The organism is Cecembia calidifontis (assembly GCF_004216715.1).
GTDB lineage: Bacteria > Bacteroidota > Bacteroidia > Cytophagales > Cyclobacteriaceae > Cecembia_A > Cecembia_A calidifontis.
The window spans coordinates 2,431,589-2,454,358 of the sequence record NZ_SGXG01000001.1 but is presented as its reverse complement, the minus strand read 5'-3'; the positions used below and the strand labels follow the sequence as shown (position 1 = coordinate 2,454,358).

Here is a 22,770-nt window from a genome sequence, read left to right as displayed (position 1 = left end):
AAATAATCTTAAATCCAAGGTCTTTTTGGATAAGAAAATGACAGCTTTCCAAATAGACTTTTTATTATTCACCACATAGCCTTAAATTAGGCTCCCGAATACCATTTGCATGAATCAACTCCTTAAAAAGCTCAGAAAATATGAAATCATGATCCGAAAGGTGGCCAACAACCATCTTCAGGGAGACTACCGCTCTATTTTCAAGGGGGCCGGACTGGAATTTGATGACCTCAGGCCTTATCAATATGGGGATGATGTAAGGACTATTGAGTGGAAGGTTTCTGCAAAAGGGCACGGGACATTTGTAAAAACCTTCAAAGAAGATAAAGATCAGTCGGTTTATTTTCTTTTGGACATTTCCGGCTCACAGGATATTGGAGAAAAAGGAAGAAAAAAGATCGATCTTGGTAAAGAAATTGCAGGGGTATTGACCTTAGCTGCAATATTTGAAGGAAGTCAGGCCGGTTTGATTTCCTTTTCCGACCAAAAAGAAAAAATCATCCTTCCAGGAAAAGGTCCAAAACAAGGGGTGAAAATCATTCAGGGTATCTTCAAGCATGAGAACAAATCCTTAAAGACAAACCTCAAGGAGATGTTCAATTTTGCCCTCAACCATATCAAAAAGCGAAGCATCATCATCGTTATTTCCGACTTTATTGATGAAGGTTATGAGAGGCCATTCAAGGCTTTGGCAGAAAAACATGATTTGGTAGCCATACAGGTTACAGACCCAAGGGAATCTGCCCTTCCTTCTTTGGGTATTATCCCCATCTATGACAAGGAGGAAGGTAAAACCACATGGGTGAATACGGCATTTGGTTCGTTCTCAAAAAAAATTGAAGACACCTTCACGACAGAGCGGACACATCTTCAGGATATCTGCAAGAAAAACCAGATCAATTACCTGAACATCAATACCAAAGAAGACATCGTTCTTCCCCTGATTGAACTATTCAAGCGAAGAAACCGTACCATGAAACGTGGATAAAAAATTGAAACATATCACGCTTTTCCTATGCTTAACTTTGACCTCTTGGCTTACTATGGCCCAACAACCGGTCGAAGTTGAAGGTTATTTTCTACAGGATTCTGCTAAACTCGGAGAAAGGGTGGCCTATGTCCTGAAGGCTAAATATGGCAAAGGGCAGAATATAGTTTTCCCGGACACCACTTACGATTTCTCCCCCTTTGTTCTGCTTGAAAAGAAAACGTTTATCAGTGCCTCTACCGAAGAATATACCCTGGACAGCGCCATCTATTTTGTTTCCAACTTTTCCCTGGATCCCGTGGTCGAATTTTCCATCCCTGTATTTGAAGTATTCAAATACGACAGTTTGATTTACAAACCTTTGGAATCCTCCCTGGCCCTGAAACTCATGATTGATCAAATTCCTGATGAGCTGGTTTTCAAGGACAATAATGTTTACCAACCTATTGAGACCAGTTTCAACTATCCTCTGATGATTGCTTTGGTTCTGGTGTTGGCTTTAGTTGGTATTATTGTATTCTTTTTCTTCGGGAAACAGCTATCCAGACGGTGGGAAATCTGGATGGAAAAAAGGAAATACAAAAGGTTTGAGCAAAAGTGGAGAAAAGCTGAATCGTCTTTCACAGCTGAACCGAGCATGGAACATGCGGATGAGTTATTGGGACTCTGGAAAACTTACATGGAACATCTAAAAGCCAGACCTTTTAGGGAATGGACCACGACAGAGATTTCTTCCTTCCTGGAGAACAAAGAAATCATCAAAGATTTCCGAGAAATCGAAATGATCATTTACGCCGGGAAATCAGGTAAAGACCTGCCGCAAGCTTGTCAGAACCTTTGGAACATTTGTTCCCAATCTTTCCAACAGAAAATCACCCCAACCGATGAACGCCAATAATGTAGCTGATTTTTTTTCTTTATACTGGTTTTCCCCGGACACTTTAAGGTCATTTGAATGGGAAAATATTTGGGCTTTGCATTTGCTATGGTTGGTCCCTTTGCTTTTCTCCTTGAGAAAATTCATCAAGTTTTTAAAAAATCCTGTTCTTGAACTTTCTCTACCTGGGAGTGTATCCCAAAGCAATCCATGGACATACCTAAGGTTGATCCCAGGTTTGTTTTTTTTGCTGGGAACTTTTATGCTGATTATTGCACTTGCCCGTCCCCAACGGACCAATGAAAGGGTCGAGCAATACACAGAGGGCATTGACATTATGATTGTTCTGGACATATCCGAATCCATGGACCTTCAGGACTTCCAGCCCAATAGACTAGAAGCAGCAAAAGAAACAGCCATTGAATTTATCAACGGACGCTTTGGGGATAGGATCGGCATGGTGATTTTTTCAGGCGAAGCTTATTCTTTGGCTCCTTTGACAACAGATTATGCATTGCTTACCGACTTGGTCAAAGACATCACATTCAATATGATGGATGCCAAAGGAACTGCTATCGGCAGTGCGCTTGCTGCGGGTACCAACCGCATGCGTGAATCGGAATCCAAGTCAAAAGTCATGATTTTATTGAGTGACGGGGAAAACAATGCGGGGAATGTGGACCCGATATTTGCCGCACAATTAGCAGCTGCACTGGATATAAAAATCTACACCATTGCTGTTGGTAAGGATGGTATGGTCCCCTATGGAGTGGATTTCTTTGGGAGACCTCAGATGATAGAAAGTTACCTGGATGAAACCACCCTCCGTGAAATCGCGGAAATCGGAGGCGGAAGATTCTACCGGGCATCAGATGACAATGCTCTGGAGAAAATTTTTGATGAAATTGACAACCTGGAAAAAGCCGAAATCATAGAATCAAGATATAAAGAAACGGTAGATTACTACCGTTCCTATCTATTTTGGGGTATTCTCTTATTCTTAGGTTGGCTAGGTTTGAAGAGCACCTTTTTCAATAATTTCCTACTGGATTGATTTTACTCCGCAAAAACATCACGCGTTAGGTCTTCAAATAAAATGTAAGTTGCATAAAATGTGACAGGGATAGTGACTGGAAGCAAAAATCCAAGAGGCAGTAGCCCGATAAGGTTAATGACTACCAAAATAAGGGAAAATGCAAAGAATTTCCACCACCTCACAGTGATCAGTTTCCTGCTTTCTTCCAGCGCCGTCCAAAAGTCAAAACCTCCAAATATGGCCATCAGAACTGAAAAACTGTAAGCCACTGCCAGATAAATCCCCGGTATTATAAAAGCAAAAAACCCCAAGGCGGTCAGTATCTGTCCTATAAGCCAAATGGAAATCACTGCCCAAGCCACACTGAAACCTTTGAAGAAATCGGGATATACCACAGGCTGGCCCATACTGATTTTATTTGCTACAAAGTAGAATCCTGAAAATAAAGGGGGAGCCAATAAAAGTGCATAAAGAAAAGTTACCTCCCTAAGATATAGCGCAAATAAAAGCTGTAAGCTTATGATCAAAAGGGTGTAAGAGAAACTCAATAAGGGCTGGGCCAAAAACATCCTGAATCCTCTTTCCAGAATATTGGCAATATCAAAATCATAACCCCTCTCCCTTAATTGGGATAACTTTTCTTTATTCATGTACTGTGAATTCAACCTCAGGACTTGGTAATGGCTTCCAATATATCATGTTTGGTGATGATGTGTATCTGATGGTTATCATCTCTGACCAAAACCGCTTTTTCTTTATCAACCATTGAAGAAAGCACATCTAAGGTGCTGTCAAGAGCCACAAATTTCATGGAAGATTCCATGACATCTGCCACCGCGGCATCTTTAAGTTCTGGGTTCTCAATGATTTTGCTGAGTATTTTACTGTCTGTGATACTTCCTACTACCTGACCGTCTTCCATCACAGGAATCTGGGACACGCTTTTTCCATTCATCAGTGCGATTGCATCTTTAACCTTGTCTGATTTTTGGGAAACTACCAATTGGTATGAGCCATTCCTGGAAGCGATAATATCCCTGGCAGTCCCAAAAGTTTTATCTTCCATAAAGCCATGATTCCTCATCCAATCATCATTGTAGATTTTACCAAGGTAGCGGGTACCATGATCGGGAAGGATGATGACCATCCTGTCTCCATCTTTCAAATTTTCTTTGGCATATTCCAATGCCCCGTGAACAGCAGACCCACATGACCAACCCACAAATAGTCCCTCTTCCCTTGAAAGCCTTCTGGTCATTACGGCTGCATCTTTATCCGTCACTTTGATGAAATGGTCTATCAAATCAAAATCAACATTTTTTGGGAGGATATCTTCTCCAATACCTTCAGTCAGGTAAGGGTAGATCTCATTTTCATCGAAAATTCCTGTCTCTTTATATTTTTTAAAGACCGAACCGTAGGTGTCGATGCCCACTGTAACAATATCCGGATTCATTTCCTTCAAGTACTTAGCTGTACCGCACATGGATCCCCCTGTGCCTACTCCTGCTGCATAATGCGTGATTTTTCCCTCTGTGTCTTTCCAGATTTCCGGACCGGTAGTCTCATAATGTGCCTGGGCATTGGAAAGATTATCGTATTGATTAGGATAAAAAGAATTTGGAATTTCTTGATTCAAACGCTTGGCTACCGAATAGTAAGATCTGGGATCTTCAGGGGCCACATTGGTAGGACAAACAATTACTTCCGCTCCTACTGCCTTAAGAATGTCTATTTTCTCTTTGGACTGCTTATCTGCCATTGTAAAAATACATTTATATCCTTTGGCAATAGCGGCAAGCGCCAATCCCATACCCGTATTTCCACTTGTACCTTCAATGATAGTTCCCCCTGGCTTTAATATGCCGGCCTTTTCAGCATCCTCAACCATTTTGACAGCCATCCTGTCTTTCATTGAGTTTCCGGGATTGAAATATTCGACTTTTACCAATATTTCTCCCTTAATACCTTTATTGACCTTATTCAAACGGATCAACGGAGTATTTCCTATGGTCTCAATGATGGAATTATAAATCATAACTTTTGGGTTCTTTTTCCGCGCAAGTTACAAATTATTTCAGAGGGCAGGAACCGTCCCCCTTTAAATCCAAATATTATTTTGAAATAGAATAACACCGAAAGCCCTTTTGGGGCTCCATATTTAAATCACTCTAAAAAATGGATCAAATAGAATCTACCGATACTGCAAATTCATCTACCAGAGCCGCAGCCCCATGAATGGCTGTTTCATCTAAAGCAGATATAAGAATTTTTAAATTGGAACTGACAGAAGGATACTTAAAAGTAGCAATATTGGCCAGCATACTGTCTTTAAAAAAGGGATATGCCTTCCGTATTGAACCTCCCAAAACAATGGCCTCAGGGGCCAGAGCATAGAGAATGTTTTTAATAAGTTCACCCAAATGATGACCAAATTCACTGAAAGCCCTCAATGCCTCCGGATCGTCCTCCAAGGCCTTTTTATATAAAGATTTGGGTTTTCTCCCATAGTTGGAAAGAAAAAACTTACTGCTGCAATAAAACTCAAAATCCTTATCCAAATAGGGAACAGAACACCACTCGCCCGCTGCACAGTTAAATCCACAATACAGATGTCCATTGACAATTATTCCTGTCCCCACTCCAGTTCCAATGGTAATTCCCACGACATGCTTAAATACCTTGGCCGCTCCAAATTTATACTCTCCAAGTGCAAAACAATTGGCATCATTATTTAAATAAACCGGTTTCCCAAACCTGCTTTGCAAAAAGTCCCTGAGAAAAACTTTGGTGAAAGAGGGAATGTTGCCCAGGTTCAAAACGATCCCGTTTTCCGTATCGATCAAACCCGGAATACCTATTCCTATTGCAGAAAAATCAAAATCAAGATAAGTGCCAATGAAATCAGCGATGGTGTCCAAAATTACCTCTTGGCTTTCAAGAAAAGGGGTGTCTATACTGCGAACATTATGCAGTTTGCCATTGATCATCACTCCGGCCTTGATAGTGGTGCCTCCAATATCCAGTCCTAAAATAACTTGAGAGGGTTTAAGCATAAAGCTAAATTTTCAAAGTTTAAAAAAGGAAAAAGAAGAATGGCATTTCCATTCTCCTTCCCTTTTGCTCCTATTTTTTTATCATCAGATCATACCTTCAATGGATTTTTCCAATTCTCTGGCATGCGCCAAAAACTCCTCCACATTCATGTCTTTGAAGAAAATCAACCCGTGACTGGACCTAACTTTTGCCGTTTCATGAAGGTAGAAATAATTCTTGCCCAGCAACAACTGGATATCATTTAGCTGGCTTACCCATATTCTTTTGGCCACAGTGCTGAATTTGCCATTGTGTGAGTAACTTGGGAAAGAGGCATTCACCTGGCTGAGATAGCAATTGGCAAAAGAATCTTCCATTACTGCCATATCACCCAAAGAGACCGGTACGATGACGTTGGCCTCATGAGGCTCAAACTTGAACCAAACGTTCCTGTAGCCTATTATTCTCAGTTCACTCAAATCCTTCTCCTCTCCCCACTGTCTGACTGCCTCTGCTGTAGCTTGCAAAACCTTGTAATGGGTATCTGGACCAGATCCTTCGGGATCAAGGGTCAAGCTGATTTTTGTTGGATTGATCCTTCTGAACATCTCCACGATGGGTTCCACATCGCGCTTTTTGTCAGGTTGCTCGGTAAATATGTCTCCTGTATAAAATCCCAGTCTCAGGTGATGTACATTTTTGACCTGAACACCAAAATGCGCCCAAACCAACTCTTCCTCAAACTCACGGATCATTCCTTTAAGTTTTTGGATTTTGGAAGGATTCTTTTCACCATCATAACTGTTCCTCAAAATGCTGATAACATCGTTGATTGTCTCTCTGAGTTTATGCTTATTTTTCACTTCAAAAATCTCGACCAAGGCCCTCACTACCCTGTGACTTAGTCCTCGCTTCCTTCCTTCAACATCCTCTGCAGCAACCTTTGTAAGGTAATGGTATACATCCTTATCTGTTTTGAGCTTGTACCCAATTTCAAAGAAATCATCATAGTTCACCATCTGGATTTGTCCCTCATCCAAAAGTTTTCTGGTATGGAGCAAGGTCTCAATCACAAAAGTATTGGTTACAGCAGTGAACCCAGATGTGAGCACCGAAAAGTGGGCCTGATTGCTGTTTTCCTGAAGTTGATTGGTAATATGAGGCAAAATCCCCAATGAAATATCATCATGATGAGGGCCAGTATGGAGAATTACCTGATCCTTTTCCTTGGTTGTTCCCCTGTTCAGCTTCTCTACAATACTTTTCATTACCTGACTCACTGTATCTTCCGAAAGATTGGGAATCATTGAAGTATATTTGTCACTCTTCAGGTCTTCCAATTTCAACCTGTGGCCATACTTTCCTAACTTTTTGCAAAGTTCAATAACCGACCTTTCGGTCTTTTCCCATGTCCATTCCCCTGACTTATAATAACTGTCCACAGAATCGGTCAAACGGACAGCAGCACCCTTTGTCAGATAGAACCTGCCATTTTTGAGTTTTTGAAGGACTGTAGCGGGATATATGTTATTGAGACTATGCTCTAAGGAATCTTTAACGATTTGGGCTTTGGCTTCTCCTGCGGCAATGATTATGGCCACCGCATCTTTATTGTAGGTAATGGTCTCCAAACCGATGGTGATTACCAATCGGTTGGCTGAAACTTCTATTCCTCCCAAATCACCCGCAGCTACGGCCTGAGTTTCAAAATTAGTCTCTGTCAAGCGGGTAGGAGAAAACAAATGCGACCCTCTGGTATTGAACGCAATATGACCATCAGGTCCTATACCCCCTAAGAAGAAACCTATACCTCCTAAATCCCTGATCCTTTGCTCATAATCAGCGCACCATTGGTCAATCATGTAAATGGATTCTTGCTGGATTTTTTCAAAAGCATTTATCGGATCCCTGAACCTTAAGGAAAGATCCACCTTCAAATCAGGAAATAACTCTGCGAAATGTTTGCCCTGTGCCAAAGGAATTTCATCTGAATTGATCAAAATGGCTTTTTCTTTACTTAAGCCAAATCCCTCCAGGTAAAATTTGTTGACATAGTGAAAAAAACTATTGTTTTGCTTTGAAGAGATCGGGTAAAACTCATCAATCTGCACAAAAGTCAAATCCTTCAAAACCGGTTTTTTGGTTTTACCCAAATTATACTTCTCCCTTATTTCTTTCCCCTTTTTAGAGTCCCAATTTTCCAATAGGTATTGGGTCCATTTGATAAAGTATTCAGGGGTTTTTCCAGTAGGCAAACTGATAACGCCTTGCGGATTTTCTGCTGCCCATTCAAGAAATCTACATGCCGTGATCAATCCAAGTTTTGGAAAGTTATCAACGGTCAGATATGGGATCTTTGTGCTGATGGAAGTAATTCCAGACTCAGCCTGGAAGGCCTTTTCTACTTCGGAAAGCGGATAATTGCTGAGCATATGAAGGGTTTTAAGGTTAACTGTGATACAAAATAAAAAACTTTTGTTTAAAAAAACAAACTTTAATAAAATTTTTAAAAAAGTAATTTCCGTTCAATAAAATATATTAAGAGAAAAATCCGCCATTTTCACTGTGAAAATTAAAATTGCTAAATTGGACCATGATATGTATTGTTACCGGTGTCTCTGGAAGTGGAAAAACCACGATTGGCACCCTTCTTTCGGAAAAAATCAAACTGCCATTTTTTGATGCGGACGATTTTCATCCCAGCGCCAACGTGGAGAAAATGTCCCAGGGAATACCCTTAACTGACATGGACCGCATGCCATGGCTAAATCATTTGGCTGAAAAAATCCAAGAATGGGAAAAAAGCGGTGGAGCAATTCTTGCCTGTTCAGCCCTTAAAGAGGCTTATAGGTCAATCCTCCAATCTGTGCCTCATAATTTTTGGATACACCTTCAAGGGGAGAAACTCATTTTAGAGGAAAGGCTCAGAAACAGGAAAAACCATTACATGCCCCCGGGATTGCTGACTTCTCAGTTGGACACTTGGGAACAGCCTGCTTATGGTCTTCATTTAGACATAAAAAAATCCCCTGAAGAACTGGTGCAGACCATTTTGGATCATATCTTTTCAGAAAGCCCCAAATCACATGTAGGAATTATCGGAATGGGGGTCATGGGCAAAAGTCTTGCCTTAAATATGGCGGAGAAAGGAATACCTGTGGCTGTGTACAATAGGCATGTTCCGGGAAAAGAAGAAAAAATTGCTTCAGATTTTGCCGCAAAGAATCAGCAATTCCCTCTACTTCAAGGATTTGACGACCTCGAAGTATTTGTAAGCGCCCTTGAACTCCCAAGAAAAATTCTGTTGATGATTCCTGCGGGTGAGGCCATTGACCTCCAAATTGAACAATTGCTCCCTTTGATCAATGAAGGAGACATTATCATTGATGGAGGTAATTCTTTTTTTGAGGATTCCAATAGAAGAAGTGACGAACTTTCCAAAAAAGGAATTCACTTCCTTCCAATGGGGGTATCAGGCGGAGAAGAGGGCGCAAGAAAAGGACCTTCGCTCATGCCCAGTGGCAATAAGGCTGCCTACGATCTGATGTCAGCCTACTTGGAAAAAATCGCTGCCAAAGATAAAAAAGGAATGGCATGCGTAACATATGTTGGTCCTCAGGGAGCTGGCCATTTTATCAAAATGGTCCACAATAGTATAGAATATGGTGAGATGCAGGCCATAGCAGAGACCGTTCATTTGCTCCGCTTTGGCTTAAAGCTTAGCCTTCCTGAATCCGCAAAGGTCCTTAGAAACTGGATTACCGGAGGACTGAAAAGCTATTTTCTAGAAATCACAGCGGATATTCTTGAAATAAAAGAAAATAATGAATTCCTTTTGGACATGATCCTCGATCAGGCAGAGCAAAAGGGTACAGGAGGTTGGTCCATTCAAACAGCCCTAAAGTACAATAGCCCCTACAGTTCGCTTTTTGAGGCTGTAACGGCAAGACAGCTTTCTGCCAATAAAAAGGATAGAAGCGATTTATCACAAATTTTTCATCACCGGTTCAGGGCATTTGCGGAGGATAAGGTGCTTATGTTAGAACACCTGAAAAATGCCTATGCCCTAACCCGAATTATTAACCATGAAACGGGTTTTAAACTGATGCAAAATGTTTCAGATGCTTTGGAATGGAATCTGAACTTTTCAGAGATCGCAAGAATATGGACCAATGGATGTATCATCAGGTCCTCACTAATGGAGGATTTGGCAGAATTCTTCCAATCCAACCATTCCATATTCCACCACAAAGCTTTAATTGGGAAAATTAAAGAATGGAAACCCGATTTGGCATATATTGTGGGAATGGGACTCCAACATGACTTTGCCTTACCGGTCATGTCTGCTTCCTTAAACTACCTTCTTGGCAGGATCACAGATGACTCTTCCGCTAACCTTATCCAGGCCCAAAGGGATTATTTTGGTGCCCATACCTATAAAAGAAAAGATGACCCTGAAGGGTTGCCAAGACATACAGACTGGACCACCCTTAAATACAAACAATTAAACTTAAAATAGCCCAACATGAAGCAATCACTTAATGTCTTGATATTATTATGTTTAGGAGTCTTATACCAACACATTCCGGTCCAGGCTCAGGAATATCTTGTAAAGAATATCCATCTCATCACTTTAAACAATGAAGATGTCATCGAAAACCAGGCTATTCATGTAAAGGATGGGAAAATCCATGATATATATGCCATGTCAGGGCTATCATCAGGCTTAAAAAGTATTGATCAAATAGACGGTAATGGGGCTTTTGCTTTTCCGGGCCTTGCTGAAATGCATTCCCACATCCCGATTACAGAAACAGGGGACTTTTCATATGTTCAGGACGTGATGTGGCTTTACCTTGCCAATGGCATCCTGAATGTGAGGGGGATGATTGGACATGTTTCCCATTTGGAACTGAAAAGGAAAATTGATACCGGAGAAATAATCGCCCCAAGAATATTTGCTGCAGGACAATCTTTAAATGGAACATCTGTGGAATCCCCTGAAATGGGCGAAAAAATGGCAAGGGAACAAAAGGCTTCAGGCTTCGATCACCTTAAGTTACATCCAGGGCTTGATATGCCCCGCTTTTTGGCTATAGCCAATACCGCCAAAGAAGTAGGGATCAAATTCGGAGGGCATGTTTCACTGGATGTTGGTCTGGAAAATTCCCTGAAACATGGTTATCGCTCAATAGAACATATGGATGGCTATATCGAAGCTTTGATAGCGGATAAGTCCAGACTTGATCTGCAGGTAGCAGGCCCTTTCAGCATGTTACTGGTCAAAGAAGCAGACATGACTAAACTCCCGGCTATGGTTCAACTAACCTTGGATACTAAGGCTTGGATTGCACCCACCTTGACATTGTTTGAAAGATTTTTTGGATATATCCCCGCTGATGAATTCAGGTTGGAAGAAGACATGAAATATATGCCAGGTATTCAGGTTCAACAATGGGTCAACCAGAAAAAACTATTGGAAAATCAAGGTGTACTGAAGGAGGAAAATGTAAGACCATACTTGGAATTCAGGCAAAAGCTATTGAAGACACTCTATGATGCGGGAGTTCCCATCCTATTGAGTTCAGATTCCCCCCAAGTCTTTAATGTACCAGGTTTTTCAATTCATAATGAAATCAAATCCATGTATGAATCTGGTCTTAGTCGCTTGGATATTTTGAGGTCAGGCTCCAGAAATGTTGCCATTTATTTTGAACAGGAGGGGGAATTTGGAGAATTATCAAAAGGATCGGCAGCAGATTTTGTCTTGCTTTCAGGAAATCCATTGATGGATTTGAATGAATTAAAAAACATTCAAGGGCTGATGCTCCGTGGGAATTGGATCAATCAGGAAAAACTGAAAGCGGAATTGAAAAGAATCGAAGAGAAAAATGTCCGTAAATAAAAACGCCCTCTTAGGAGGGCGCTCTTAATTTCCTGACCTAATCGATACTATTACATTACTTTTTTAACATTTATAGCGTTAGGACCTTTTTTGCCGTCTTTTACATCATAAGTAACTTTGTCGTTCTGAGCGACTTTGTCTACCAAGCCTGTGGCATGGACAAATATATCACTTTGAGACTCGTCATCAATGATAAATCCAAAGCCTTTGGCATCATTGTAGAATTTTACTGTTCCGGTAAGCATGATAAATTTAAGAATTATGTGGTTAAATGTAACATAAATGTAAACAAGACTACTTAAAAAAACAAAAAATAATTTTGCTAAATTACCGAAATGAAAAAGCTAGTACTCATCCGGCATGCAAAATCTTCCTGGGACGACCCATTTTTAAATGATCATGAACGTCCATTGGCAGAACGTGGTCTTAGGGATGCGCCCCGAATGGCGCAAAGATTAAAGAAAAAAGAGATATTTCCTGATGCCATAATTTCATCAGATGCCGCAAGAGCGAAATCAACTGCCCTGATTTTTGCAGAGAACCTCCATTTTCCTAAAGAAAAGATCAAATTCACTGAAACGCTCTATATGGCTTCTGCAAGTAATATTCTCAATGAAATAAAAAAATCGAAAAAAGACATTAAAACCCTTTTTGTTTTTGGCCATAACCCGGGATTTAATGACCTCATAGACAAATTAGGAGGAGATATTGACAATCTACCTACCACAGGAGAATTCGGGTTTAAGTTTGACGTGGATGATTGGGAGGAAATCAGCAAAAAAAATGCAAAAGTCTGGTTTTTTGACTATCCCAAACGAAAAGAGGATTAAGGGCTATTTCAATCCGAATTAATGCTTTATCTAAAACCCATTTCATTATGAAATCTCAAATTTGTGCTTTAATACAGCATACTATATTGCATTCTATTTTTGTTTTCCTTAGTAAAAAAAAGGATTGTTTCTTTTTCAATACTCCCTGACATCCTGTAAAACAGTCTGGAAACGGTCCGGATTCCGGATCAATTCTAACAACTTTTGGGCTGCATACTCCGCTGTGCTGAGCAGGTTATTCTCTTTTAATCCCACAAATTTTGAAAGGGAAGAAAAGGAACCTTCATCTGCTGATCGGATTTCTGATTGCATGTCTGTATCTACCACGCCGGGAGCGACGGAGAATACCCTGATACCTGTTTTGTCCAAGCTTGCCTCCAACGAAGCTGCCTCGCTGAGCATATTGATGGCTGCCTTAGATGCAGAATAACATGCCCAACCGTCAATGGCTTTTTTGGCGGCCCCGGAACTGATATTGATAATCAAGCGCTCAGCATCCTTTCTATGGGCAAAACGCTGGATAAAAGTATTCATCAAAATAGTCGGAGCTACGGTATTTAACATGAATATTTTCCGGATACTTTCAGGATCCAATTTACCCAGATGCTTAATTTCGCCAATCCAACCTGCATTGTTTATCAGGACAATTTTTCGAAAATTATCATTTGGAAAAATTTTTTCCAGATTTTCTATGATCTGGCCCATATCTGAAAGATCCAAATTCAAACCGGAAAACCCAGGACCCGCTATAGGTTTTTGAGACCTGGAAATTCCAATAACCTTGTTATTCTGGTCCTTCAACAACAACTCCACCAAGGCTCTCCCAATCCCTTTACTTGATCCTGTGACAATGAATAAATTACAGGCTATTGACATGCTTTCTATGAATCTTTTTATCGCTAATCTATCAGCTTAAATTAAACCATCCAAAATTCCGGAGCTTTGTTTGGTTTTTTATTTACCTCATCAAAAACCCAGACGGCCCCCTACCAGCTGGAATTGTTTTCTTCTGTATGCCGCTTTGGTCAAGCACTATCACTGTACCATTTCCTTGGAATGCATTATTATCAGCAATATAAATTTCCTTCCGATCGACATGATACCCTATTCCGTAAAATCCAGACCCGGTAAAAAGCTCCGCACTGATCACCTCTCCGGTTGCAACTTTCACTTTAGCTACGGCGTCATTATAGCTGGGCCAACCAGTGGATGTAATCACCAGTAACTCCCCGCTGTCAGTAAGGGCAAAATTTGAAGTAGCACGGGCCAAAGAAACTGATACTGTATTGATAATTTCTATATTATTTCGATTGATTTCATGGAAGTAAACCTTTTCCGAATCTCTCGCAAACAAATACAACTTCCCCTCCGATTCAAAAAACCGTGTAGGCATTCCCTCCAAAGCAATGGTCTTGACAAGCTCATCTGTGGCTAATGAAACAACTTCTAACTTTTTTGCATCTGAACATCCAATGAGAAGCTGATTACCCGCTACAAACATCCCCTCGGGACGTGTGGATACAGGGATTTTTTTACTGACTGTACCACCATCCAAGTGATTTACAATAGCTATATAGGAATTAGGGTTGTTAAAATTGGCATCATAAGGCCCCCAGTCGGAGATATACATTTTTTGATTGGCAATTACCAATGAGCGGCTAATGTCCAACCCGGAAGTAACTGCTCCTCTACTTGTAAAATCTTTCAGACCTACTACCTCCACTTTCCCCGTATTGGCCACCAAATACAACCTTCCTTCGGATGCAACCATATCTTGTAATAATCCGGCGAATGGCCTTCCATTTTTTGACTCAAAAACATTTTGTTGGATCGTTCCTGTAGCTGGGTCATAATGATAAACTTCTCCATCATTAGCTCCAAAAGCACCTTCGTTCATGATCAAAATACCTTTTTCAAATTCTCCCAAAGGAATCTGTGGGCTGTCTTCCATGCAGGAAAAAAGAGATAAAAGCCCAATTAACGCTAATCCATAAATGCTGAATTTTCTCATAATTTTATCTGTATATTGATTTGATAATTTCTTCCCGGCATTGCCCTAAGTCGCAGGACCTGATAGGAGGTATTAAATACATTGTTTAACTGAAATCCCAAGCTACCTTTTATCTTAAGGGCATGAATTTCCCCAATCCTAAATCCCCAATCCCAAAGGGCGTACGGTGTCAAATAGGAAATATTGTCCATTGCTTCAAATCTGGCACCTGTAAAATGATAATTGAGGTAACTATGGATCCATCCCCTTTTGACCCCAATAAGGGATTGGAATTTATGAATAGGGGTATAAGGCAGTTGATTGCCAGCACTTCGGTCATTTTCGGAAATATTGGTCTGATTGATTGCCCTGGTCCAGTTATAATTACCCTGCGCCTCAAAAGTCCAATTTCCCAATTGATAATCCGCATTGAAAGCATATTCGATGCCCTTATTGTGAACCTGTCTAATATTTTCGGGAGACCAAATATTTCCCTTTGGAATCCAAATGATCCAATTATCAACCCACATGCGGTAATGTGTAAGCTGTTGGTTCAGCTTAAATCTTTCATTTTTAAAAAGATATGAAACGCCGAGTTCCCCACTCCAAGAAGATTCAGGCAATAAACCCCTATTCCCCCCTGGTTCCCAAAACCTGTCGTTCAGTGTGGGAATTTTGAAGCTTCTTGCTCCATTGACATGTAATTTCAACTCATTTACTTTCTTTGAAAACAGTATCCAGTCAGCGCCCAAACTGGGTGTAAAAGGGGCTAAAATACCATCATAAACAAATTGCCTGAGGTTTATGGAAATTTTCAAATCTTCTGCTACACTAAAATTGGTGCTTTGATACAGCTCAATTCTGTTTTCCTTTGCCTCATAGGTACTCAACTTACCATGCACGTGAGTATACCGCACCCCAGATTTACTTGAAATTTTTGGACTGATCTCCCAGTCCATATCACCAATGAGAAAAAACTGTGAAGTATTATTTTCAATGCTATTGAAAATAAGCTGGTCCCTGACCATTCCTGTTTTAAAATTCCAAGTCTTCTTGATCCCAAAATTGAAATAATCCAAAACCCATCGCAAACTCCTGTCCTCTTGACTATCCAGGGTATTGGAACCCATAACCGGCTGAATTTCCCTCTCCGTCTGATTGTACCAAAGGGAACTGCTGATCAGCTGATTTGGCTTGATTTGGAAGGCAAGATCCTGTGAAAATCCTTCCTGATAAAAAGCTGCATGCTCCTGTCTTTCTATTGGAATTCCAGGTTTGGCAAGGTTGGGAAAGGGAAAGTCATTTTCTGCAATATTTCTGTAAACTCTTGTCCTGAGCGAAATACGTTTGTTAGAAAAGCCATATTGCAGCTGTTGGTTCCAACGCCCAAAGCTGCCCAAATTGCTATCAGTCTGAAAAGAATGACCTTGACCAAATTTCAGCCTGGAATTCAAATGTACAGTGCCACCAATGGCATCTGTGCCATACAAAGCTCCTCCACTTCCTAAGTGAAGTTGAACCTCATCGAATGCTCCCACGGGGAGAATGGAAAAATCTGTTTGTCCCAAGGAGGGGCTATTAATAGGTAGGCCATTCCAAAACACCGCATTGTGTCCAGCCGAAGTCCCGCGCATGGTCAGAGAGGCCAGCATACCGGGACCATACTGTCTCAAAAACAAACCTGTACGCTGTTGAATCAGATCAGACAATCCAAATCCTTGAAAATCTCTCAAATCTTCGGATTTGATGGCTTTTATCTGTTGTCCATGGGTGTATTTGTCCAAGGCTGGTGAGAAAACCTCCACTTCACCGAGATGCACTGTATCCTGAGGAATTCCTTCTGTTATAATTTCTGAAAGTCCATAATGGTGCCTGCCTACTTTTTTATGGAAAGCAGCCTCAGGTACCAAGGAGTAAAAACCCTGATAAAACAACAGCAACCAAGCAATCAATGTCTTTTGAATTAAATGAAGTGGAACACCTATTTAACCCAAAGCCATACCGTGTAAATAATTGAGATAGAATAATGTGAGTAGATCATCTTTCTTTTCAGAAATAATCAAAAGAAAGATTGATACCCGTAGATTTTACCTCAGCCTTTCACCCGAAAGCTTTGAATATGAAGAAAAATGGCAGGTCTCCTGGCTTCCCTGGACTTACCGGCCTTCTCACCCCAATAAAATGAGGCAATGGCATAGAGGAAGGCAAATCTCTATCCCGACGAGGTCGGGATGGGGTTACAGTTGCGGGGACAGCTCCGGTTTCACACCGGATTCCCTTTTAATCCCGAGTTCCAAAAAGGTTCGGGAACCGTTTTTCTGGTGCAAACATAATAAATTTTATCGGAAAAGTGTTTAAATTTAAATATTGAAATTTTTAATCCTGCCTTTTCAATTGGGCTACCTATCTTTGGGGCTAAATTCAAGCCCGATAGTATGAAAGCATTATTTTCAAATAAACAGAGCATCTTTTTTCTTTTATTTCTGGCATTGCTTTCATGCCAACACGCTGAACAAAAAACCGACCTGGATTACAAGCTCCTGGAATTGGATTACGCCGAGGGATTTAAGGTGTACCAAGGAATAGGTTTTAAAGTTTTAGAAGTACTTCAAGCTTTCCCCGGAAAGCATCAGCCCTTTAGGTATCTGGTGATGGAACAACAAGGTGAAATCCCAAAAGGAAAATTTGACGCCATCATCCAATTACCTGTCAAAAAAGTAATCCTTACCTCAACTACCCAAATTCCCCATTTGGAATATTTGGGAGAAAGTTCAACATTGATCGGATTTCCAAATCTTGACCTGATTTCCTCTGAAAAAGTAAGGAAAATGATCCATCTTGGAAAAGTGAAAGATTTGGGAAAGGGAGCACAGACCAATGTTGAAATGGTCATCGATCTAGCGCCTGATTGGATTATGATTTCTACCTTGGGTGAAGATTTACGAAACCTGGACCTTTTTCAAAAATCCGGTATTCCAGCCCCCTTGAATGGGGAATATCTGGAGGGTCATCCCTTAGGAAGGGCAGAATGGATCAAGTTTACCGGAGCTTTATTGGGCAGGTGGGAGGAAGCGCATCAAGCTTTTGAGGCCATCAAAAATGCTTATGAAGAGGCTGAGGCCTTGGCTAAAAAGAATGATCAAACCCATAAGCCAAAAATAATGTCTGGTGTGATGTATAAAGACATATGGTATGTTCCTGGAGCCGACAGTTGGGGAGCTAAACTAATCCAGGCAGCAGGAGGGGATTACGGTTTTAAGGATCATCCAGGAACAGGAAGCATACAATTGAGTTATGAATACGTGTTTGAAAAGGCACAGGACGCTGATTTTTGGATTGGCGCAGCTGATCACAATTCTTTGGAGGAAATGGGGAAAGCTGACCCAAGGTATACCTATTTCCAAGCTTTTCAGAAGGGACAAGTATATACTTACACGAAGAAAAAAGGGATCAAAGGTGGGGTGGAATACTTTGAATTGGGATATTTAAGACCTGACCTCATTCTTAAGGATTTAATCAAAATCATGTATCCTGATATATTACCGGATTATACCCCATATTTTTACAGCCGACTGAATGAAAAATAAACCCATATATATCACTTTTCTATTGGGGCTGATTATTTGCCTTTTGCTGTTTATCCTGAATCTTTCGATTGGATCAGTGCATATTCCATTCCCTGACATTGCATCGAGAATCACAGGAAAACCATTTTTGAAAGCTTCCTGGGAAACCATCCTAATGGAATTCCGTCTACCAAAGGCGATCACTGCAATACTAGCCGGAATCAACCTCTCTATCAGCGGATTACAAATGCAGACCTTTTTTCGAAATCCCTTAGCAGGCCCTTATGTTCTGGGAATAAGTTCTGGGGCTGGATTGGGAGTGGCAATTATGGTAATGGCAAGTACTGCATTCGGGTGGGTTATTTATTTTGGCCAACTTGGAGTCTGGTCTATCATCATTTCAGCCAGTTTAGGGGCTATCCTTGTCCTTCTCCTCATAAGCTTTACAGCGTGGAGAGTCCGGGACAGTATGACTTTACTGATTGTAGGACTAATGTTTGGTTCGGCAGTATCAGCTATTGTTGCTGTCCTTTCTTATTTTTCGGGAGCAGAGCAGTTGAAGCTTTTCACCGTTTGGTCAATGGGGAGTTTGGGCATCAGCTCTTATACGCAATTATTGGGATTGTTGATTGCAAGCCTCCTAGGGCTGCTACCCGCCTTATTCTTGCTAAAATCCTACAATGCCATGCTCTTGGGTGAGGCCTATGCCGAAAGTATGGGAATAAACATTAAAAGACTAAGATGGGGGATAATTCTGAGCACTGGTATTCTCGCAGGAAGTACCACAGCCATATGTGGCCCAATTGCATTTATCGGAATTGCTGTTCCCCATATGGCAAGATTAATTTTTAAATCAGGGGACCACCGGATCCTGCTACCAGGTTCTGCTATTGCAGGGGCTATCATTATGCTTTTTTGTGATGCAATAAGCCAACTACCCGGAAGTGCACAGACTTTGCCGATCAATGCTGTAACTTCTTTAATAGGGGCACCCATGGTCATTTGGTTGATATTGAGAAGAAATTTTTCAAAAGAGTTCTAATGGACAAACAAAACTCCATATTAAAAGCAGAAAGTCTTTCCATAGGCTATCACAAAGCAGGAAGAAAAAAAGTGGTAGCTGAAAACCTGAATTTCCATTTGGAAAAAGGCAAACTTACTTGCTTGTTAGGTCCAAATGGAGTAGGAAAATCGACTTTGATCAAAACAATCATGGGGCAAATTCCAGCTATTCAAGGAAACATTACCCTTTTGGAAAAACCTCTCAGAGAATACAGTTTACATGAAATTTCTAAAAAAATCTCTGTAGTACTTACAGAAAAGGTAAGTACAGGTTCACTTACAGTCAGGCAATTGGTTGAACTGGGAAGAATTCCGCATACCGGCTGGTTAGGTCAGCTCAGACAGCAGGACAAAGAGAAAGTAGAAAAAGCCATTGAGGCCACCAATATCCAATACTTGAGCGAATGCCACTTAAGCGAATTAAGTGATGGACAACTTCAAAAAGCCATGATTGCCAGAGCCTTGGCTCAGGATGGCGAAATTTTAATTCTCGATGAACCCACTGCTCATCTGGATCTTGTCAATAGACTGGAAATCATGCATCTTTTAAAAAAATTAGCCAAGAAAGCGCATAAAGCCATCTTGATCACAACGCATGACTTAGAGGTAGCCATTGAAACTGCAGATGTCTTTTGGCTGATGCAGTGTGGCATACCTCTGGTAATAGGGATTCCTGAGGACCTTATTATCCGAAATCAAATGAATGTTTTATTGCCAGGAAAAGGACTTGCATTTGACGCCCTTTCCGGTAAAATAATTCAAAAGGATCAAAAAAACAGCGTTAATATCGAAGGTCCCCAAATTCCCGTCATATGGATCAAAGCAGCACTGGCAAAAAAGGGGTTTTCAAAGCATTTAAAGGACCTTCACATTTTGGTAACAGAAGAGCCTTTTGCCATACAACTAATTGGAAATCAACAAACAAAAATATTTTACAGCATCGAGAGCCTGATTGATTTCTTAGAAGGCGCCAATTAAGCAAAAACCAAACAAAATTAAGTTTTATTGGTATAAATCAACCTTTTTCACTAAATTATGACTACAAACATAGAATAACGGAATTTTATTGCTAATTCCTGATCTGATTTTCCAAAAATTTTTCAACAAATAATCATGGAAAAAGACAATCTGAATTGGAAAATGAAAATTATTAATCCAATAAATACAAAGTTTTGTCTTGTACTTTTTACAATTATCTCAAGTTTTCAATACAGTTTTGGACAGGGTGGCATCCCAAATCTTCCGGAATCCTTGAAGACCATTCCTTTTGGCACAGAAATCAAAGAACTAAAACCAAATAAAATCCATGAAAAAATTTCAATTTTGGCGTATTCGGACATATTGGAAGTAAATACCTCTAGTGAAAAAGAATGGGGCCTTTACAATTGGCATGTCATTTTTCTAGGCTTATTCCTTGTTATTACCCAGGTCATTATTTTTTACTTCATTCGAAAATGGAAACAAAAAAAGAGAGTTACTCCTCTCGAAAAAAAACAAATTTTATATATCGGTTCTGATTTTGATTTTGAGAAAATCAATACCAAACTCCCAAGCCCGCTTACCAACAGGGAAATTGAAATTATCAATTTGGTCGAAGAGGGTCTTACCAATAGTGAAATTGCAACTAAATTATTTGTGAGTAAAAATACAGTTAAAACCCATCTCAAGAATATTTTTTCAAAAACGCATGCCATTAACAGGACGGATTTGATCCATAAGCTGAGAAGTTACTGATCTTTAGACCTTTTATTAAAGGGGCTGTCCGAAAAGGGCAGCTTTTTTTATGCCGCTATTTTTTGATTTTGAAAATCCAATGCCATTACCAGTGATCTTTGATTAGAATTTTCCTTTGGAACGTAAAATACCGGCCGACTATTGTAGGGTTTATAACCCAAAGATGATTTTTTAGATAGTTTTAGTCCAGAGTGCATACTTTTAGCCACCATTTTTCTCAGATTATGGCCAATTGCCATCAATAAGAACTCTAATTCCACTTTTTCTAAACCAGTGAGTGTAAATCTGTTGAATTTATTATTGCTTTTCAGCTGGCCAAACGCAGCTTCCGCCTCTATTGGTCTTTTGCTCCTGTGTTCAAGCCCCTTTTTATTCATTAGTTTTTCCTTGGCCTGCTGTTTTAAGAAGTTTAACCTATGGTTCACTTCGATTCTTCTGTTACCTGTCGCTTTGTGGCATTGTGCTCTTAAGGGGCATCCTTCACAGTTTTTTGCCTGATAATAAGTTACTTGAGATACATACCCATTGCTTGAAGTGCGCTTTCCTTGTCCAACATTCTCCATCCGCTGTCCCATGGGGCATACGTAAAAATCTTGCGCTGCATTGTAGAAAAGATTTTGGGGAAGAAAAGGATTGTTCTTTGTCTTCTTCTTTTGCTCCATGTGGAAGTAATTGTATTTCACATAGGCATCAACTCCCTTTTTTTCAAGCATTTCATAATTCTCCTCACTGCCGTATCCTGCATCAGCTACTATCTCTTTACTTTGTTTACTATACGATTTTTCAAAACTGTCCAAGTGGGATTTTAAAGTGGTGGTATCCCCTGCTGTTTGGTGGATAGTAGCATGGGTAATGAATTGATTTTCAGTTGATATCTGAGGATTGTAAGCGGGTTTTAGTTGTCCGTTTTTCATGTGGTCCTCTTTCATTCTCATGAATGTGGCATCATGATCTGTCTTACTGTACGAATTTCTATCCCCCAAAATCTCCAGGTCTTTTTCATACTTCTCCAGCTTGGGAAGATGTTCTTCCTGAAGTTTTTGAAGCTCCTTAGCAATCTTCTTTGAAGGCTCTTTTAGCTTTTTATTTATGGCTGAAAGCCGCTCCCTTAATTCTTCAGAATCAATTTTTTTAGGCAATTCTTCTTGATTAACTTCTTGATTATCTGATAGGATGCTTTCTTCGATATCTGATAAAACACTCTTGATCTTACCTTCTAACCTTTCTTTGTGCTTTTCAACTGTCTTACGCCAGACAAAAGTGTACTTATTGGATTTTGCTTCAATCTTGGTTCCGTCAATGTATTGTACATCAAGGCTTACATATCCCATCTCAACAAGCATTTTTACCACTTCGGCAAACAATGTCTTGATGGAGTCTTTTAAGATTTTACCGCGGAAATCGTTGATGGTTCTGAAATCGGGGGTTGAGTTTCCTGAGATAAACATGAAATGTATGTTCTCATTAAGTGCTTTGGCTATTTTCCTACATGAATACACATTGGATAAATAGCTGTAGAACAGCACTTTAATCATCATTCGTGGATGATAGGCTGATGTACCGCCTCCCTTGTATCTCTTTATAATATCACTGATATCCAAAGAGTTAACCACAGTGTCAACCAATCGAGCAGGGTGGTTATCAGGGATTTTATCAAAAATATTTGCCGGAAATAATTCTGGACAATTGCCAGTCTGATTTTTAAAAACTACCTTAGACATTGTTGTATTTTGTTCAACTCTAAAA

Annotated in this window: 19 protein-coding genes and 1 riboswitch; of the genes, 10 read left to right on the top strand and 9 right to left on the bottom strand. The window is 40.2% G+C overall.

Annotation, left to right across the window (positions count from 1 at the left end; genetic code table 11):
* The first annotated feature begins 109 nt into the window (after positions 1-109).
* From BC751_RS10650 to BC751_RS10640, 3 genes are read left to right on the top strand one after another with little or no spacing between them, the layout of a single operon-like run.
* Positions 110-988, top strand: coding sequence for a DUF58 domain-containing protein (locus tag BC751_RS10650; RefSeq protein ID WP_130275511.1), 879 nt, complete (start codon positions 110-112; stop codon positions 986-988).
* A 55-nt stretch (positions 989-1,043) separates the two neighbouring features.
* On the top strand, positions 1,044-1,886 hold the full coding sequence (locus tag BC751_RS10645; RefSeq protein ID WP_165389826.1) for a heme biosynthesis protein HemY: 843 nt from the start codon (positions 1,044-1,046) through the stop codon (positions 1,884-1,886).
* On the top strand, positions 1,873-2,919 hold the full coding sequence (locus BC751_RS10640; RefSeq protein ID WP_130275509.1) for a vWA domain-containing protein: 1,047 nt from the start codon (positions 1,873-1,875) through the stop codon (positions 2,917-2,919). The genes BC751_RS10645 and BC751_RS10640 overlap by 14 nt, the downstream gene beginning before the upstream one ends.
* A 2-nt stretch (positions 2,920-2,921) precedes the next feature.
* On the opposite strand, the gene BC751_RS10635 is transcribed toward BC751_RS10640, so the two are convergent.
* The 4 genes from BC751_RS10635 to BC751_RS10620 all read right to left on the bottom strand — a co-directional run bounded on the left by BC751_RS10635 (position 2,922) and on the right by BC751_RS10620 (position 8,369).
* Positions 2,922-3,551 carry a hypothetical protein gene (locus BC751_RS10635; RefSeq protein ID WP_130275508.1) on the bottom strand — a complete coding sequence of 210 codons (630 nt, stop codon included), beginning with the start codon at positions 3,549-3,551 and terminating at the stop codon, positions 2,922-2,924.
* 17 nt (positions 3,552-3,568) lie between these two features.
* Positions 3,569-4,939 (bottom strand): cystathionine beta-synthase, encoded by a 1,371-nt coding sequence (locus tag BC751_RS10630; RefSeq protein ID WP_130275507.1) that lies wholly within the window; start codon positions 4,937-4,939, stop codon positions 3,569-3,571.
* A 145-nt stretch (positions 4,940-5,084) separates the two neighbouring features.
* Entirely contained in the window at positions 5,085-5,957 is an 873-nt protein-coding gene (locus BC751_RS10625; RefSeq protein ID WP_130275506.1) for an ROK family protein, read from the bottom strand.
* A gap of 84 nt (positions 5,958-6,041) precedes the next feature.
* Positions 6,042-8,369 carry a PIG-L family deacetylase gene (locus tag BC751_RS10620; protein ID WP_130275505.1) on the bottom strand — a complete coding sequence of 776 codons (2,328 nt, stop codon included), beginning with the start codon at positions 8,367-8,369 and terminating at the stop codon, positions 6,042-6,044.
* Between the two features lie 161 nt (positions 8,370-8,530).
* Here BC751_RS10620 and gndA point away from each other — a divergent pair, with 161 nt between their 5' ends.
* Together gndA and BC751_RS10610 are read left to right on the top strand one after the other, a co-directional pair.
* A complete protein-coding gene (gene gndA / locus BC751_RS10615) occupies positions 8,531-10,456 on the top strand; it encodes an NADP-dependent phosphogluconate dehydrogenase (RefSeq protein ID WP_130275504.1) in 1,926 nt (641 codons plus the stop codon).
* 6 nt (positions 10,457-10,462) lie between these two features.
* Entirely contained in the window at positions 10,463-11,842 is a 1,380-nt protein-coding gene (locus tag BC751_RS10610) for an amidohydrolase family protein (protein ID WP_130275503.1), read from the top strand.
* A 50-nt stretch (positions 11,843-11,892) separates the two neighbouring features.
* Here BC751_RS10610 and BC751_RS10605 read toward each other — a convergent pair whose 3' ends face one another.
* The gene (locus BC751_RS10605; protein ID WP_130275502.1) at positions 11,893-12,087 is read right to left on the bottom strand and encodes a cold-shock protein; all 195 of its coding nucleotides are present in this window, start codon (positions 12,085-12,087) and stop codon (positions 11,893-11,895) included.
* A 90-nt stretch (positions 12,088-12,177) separates the two neighbouring features.
* On the opposite strand from BC751_RS10605, the gene BC751_RS10600 reads away from it, so the two are divergent.
* Positions 12,178-12,672 (top strand): SixA phosphatase family protein, encoded by a 495-nt coding sequence (locus BC751_RS10600; protein WP_130275501.1) that lies wholly within the window; start codon positions 12,178-12,180, stop codon positions 12,670-12,672.
* Between the two features lie 135 nt (positions 12,673-12,807).
* Here BC751_RS10600 and BC751_RS10595 read toward each other — a convergent pair whose 3' ends face one another.
* The 3 genes from BC751_RS10595 to BC751_RS10585 all read right to left on the bottom strand — a co-directional run bounded on the left by BC751_RS10595 (position 12,808) and on the right by BC751_RS10585 (position 16,614).
* Positions 12,808-13,548, bottom strand: a complete 741-nt coding sequence (locus BC751_RS10595; protein ID WP_130275500.1) for an SDR family NAD(P)-dependent oxidoreductase — start codon at positions 13,546-13,548, stop codon at positions 12,808-12,810.
* Positions 13,549-13,630: 82 nt separating this feature from the next.
* Positions 13,631-14,683: a YncE family protein gene (locus BC751_RS10590; RefSeq protein ID WP_130275499.1), complete on the bottom strand. Its 1,053-nt coding sequence runs from the start codon at positions 14,681-14,683 to the stop codon at positions 13,631-13,633.
* Positions 14,680-16,614: a TonB-dependent receptor gene (locus BC751_RS10585; RefSeq protein ID WP_242617436.1), complete on the bottom strand. Its 1,935-nt coding sequence runs from the start codon at positions 16,612-16,614 to the stop codon at positions 14,680-14,682. Before BC751_RS10585 ends, BC751_RS10590 begins: the two co-directional genes overlap by 4 nt.
* Before the next feature lie 162 nt (positions 16,615-16,776).
* A riboswitch (cobalamin riboswitch) is annotated at positions 16,777-16,992 on the bottom strand.
* A gap of 105 nt (positions 16,993-17,097) precedes the next feature.
* On the opposite strand from BC751_RS10585, the gene BC751_RS10580 reads away from it, so the two are divergent.
* The 4 genes from BC751_RS10580 to BC751_RS10565 all read left to right on the top strand — a co-directional run bounded on the left by BC751_RS10580 (position 17,098) and on the right by BC751_RS10565 (position 21,024).
* The gene (locus BC751_RS10580) at positions 17,098-18,249 is read left to right on the top strand and encodes an ABC transporter substrate-binding protein (protein ID WP_130275498.1); all 1,152 of its coding nucleotides are present in this window, start codon (positions 17,098-17,100) and stop codon (positions 18,247-18,249) included.
* Positions 18,239-19,270, top strand: coding sequence for an iron ABC transporter permease (locus tag BC751_RS10575; RefSeq protein ID WP_130275497.1), 1,032 nt, complete (start codon positions 18,239-18,241; stop codon positions 19,268-19,270). Before BC751_RS10580 ends, BC751_RS10575 begins: the two co-directional genes overlap by 11 nt.
* Complete coding sequence (locus BC751_RS10570; RefSeq protein ID WP_130275496.1) at positions 19,270-20,268, top strand: ABC transporter ATP-binding protein; 999 nt, start codon at positions 19,270-19,272, stop codon at positions 20,266-20,268. Before BC751_RS10575 ends, BC751_RS10570 begins: the two co-directional genes overlap by 1 nt.
* Before the next feature lie 135 nt (positions 20,269-20,403).
* Positions 20,404-21,024: a helix-turn-helix domain-containing protein gene (locus BC751_RS10565; RefSeq protein WP_130275495.1), complete on the top strand. Its 621-nt coding sequence runs from the start codon at positions 20,404-20,406 to the stop codon at positions 21,022-21,024.
* Between the two features lie 47 nt (positions 21,025-21,071).
* On the opposite strand, the gene BC751_RS10560 is transcribed toward BC751_RS10565, so the two are convergent.
* Positions 21,072-22,745, bottom strand: coding sequence for an IS1182 family transposase (locus BC751_RS10560; RefSeq protein WP_130273766.1), 1,674 nt, complete (start codon positions 22,743-22,745; stop codon positions 21,072-21,074).
* Positions 22,746-22,770: the final 25 nt, after the last annotated feature.